The sequence below is a fragment of the Prevotella sp. MGM2 genome (assembly GCF_002933955.1).
In the GTDB taxonomy this organism is placed as follows: Bacteria; Bacteroidota; Bacteroidia; order Bacteroidales; family Bacteroidaceae; genus Alloprevotella.
Map to the genome: position 1 here is coordinate 1 of NZ_BEWW01000069.1, position 775 is coordinate 775.

General features: G+C 55.6%; 1 protein-coding gene. It reads right to left on the bottom strand.

What is annotated here, in order from left to right:
- Nucleotides 1-775: sigma-54 dependent transcriptional regulator (locus C5S62_RS01595; protein WP_133159451.1), on the bottom strand; the 775-nt coding region annotated here is incomplete at both ends.

The following is a 775-nucleotide window of genomic DNA, read 5'->3' on the forward strand; positions in this document are numbered from 1 at the left end:
GCGGCATGACGTCCTCCTGACAGTCGCGCAACGGCGGGACGGTTATCTCGAAGTCATGCAGACGGTACAACAAGTCCTGCCGGAAACGCTTTTCATTGACCGCCTTCTCCAAATCCTCGTTGGTGGCGGCGATGATGCGGACATTGAAACTTCTATCCGCCTTATCACCAATGGGACGGTATCTCCGTTCCTGTATGGCGCGGAGTAGCATCTGTTGTGTTTCCGGTGCGAGGTTGCCCACCTCGTCCAAGAACAACGTGCCGCCTTCCGCCTCATGGAAATAACCTTTCTTGGCATTGTCCGCACCAGTGAATGCCCCTCTGACGTGTCCGAAGAAAGCCGACGGCGCAAGTTCTTTGGTAAGCGAACCGCAGTCCACAGCCACAAACGGTTTTCCTGCCCGCTTGCCCTTATCGTGCAGCAGGTGGGCGATATGCTCCTTGCCCGTACCGTTCTCTCCGAAGATCAGCACGCTCATGTCAGTGGGGGCTACCAGCCTTATCCGGTGCATGATTTTCTGAAAGGCGGAACCGTCACGGGCAAAGACGGGCATACGGCTCCGCCCGATATTCCGCTCTTTCAGTATGGTACGGAGCAGAGGGACGAGCTTGTCCTCCACGAGTTGTTTGGGTATGTAGTCCAGCGAACCGAGTTTCATGCTTTCCACCGCCGTATGCACTTCGGCATAGTCGGTCATGATGATGAACGGCTGCGTCATACTCTCCTTGCGCATCTGGAAAAGGCGCGTGAGTTTGACCCCTTCGTGCCTAATAAA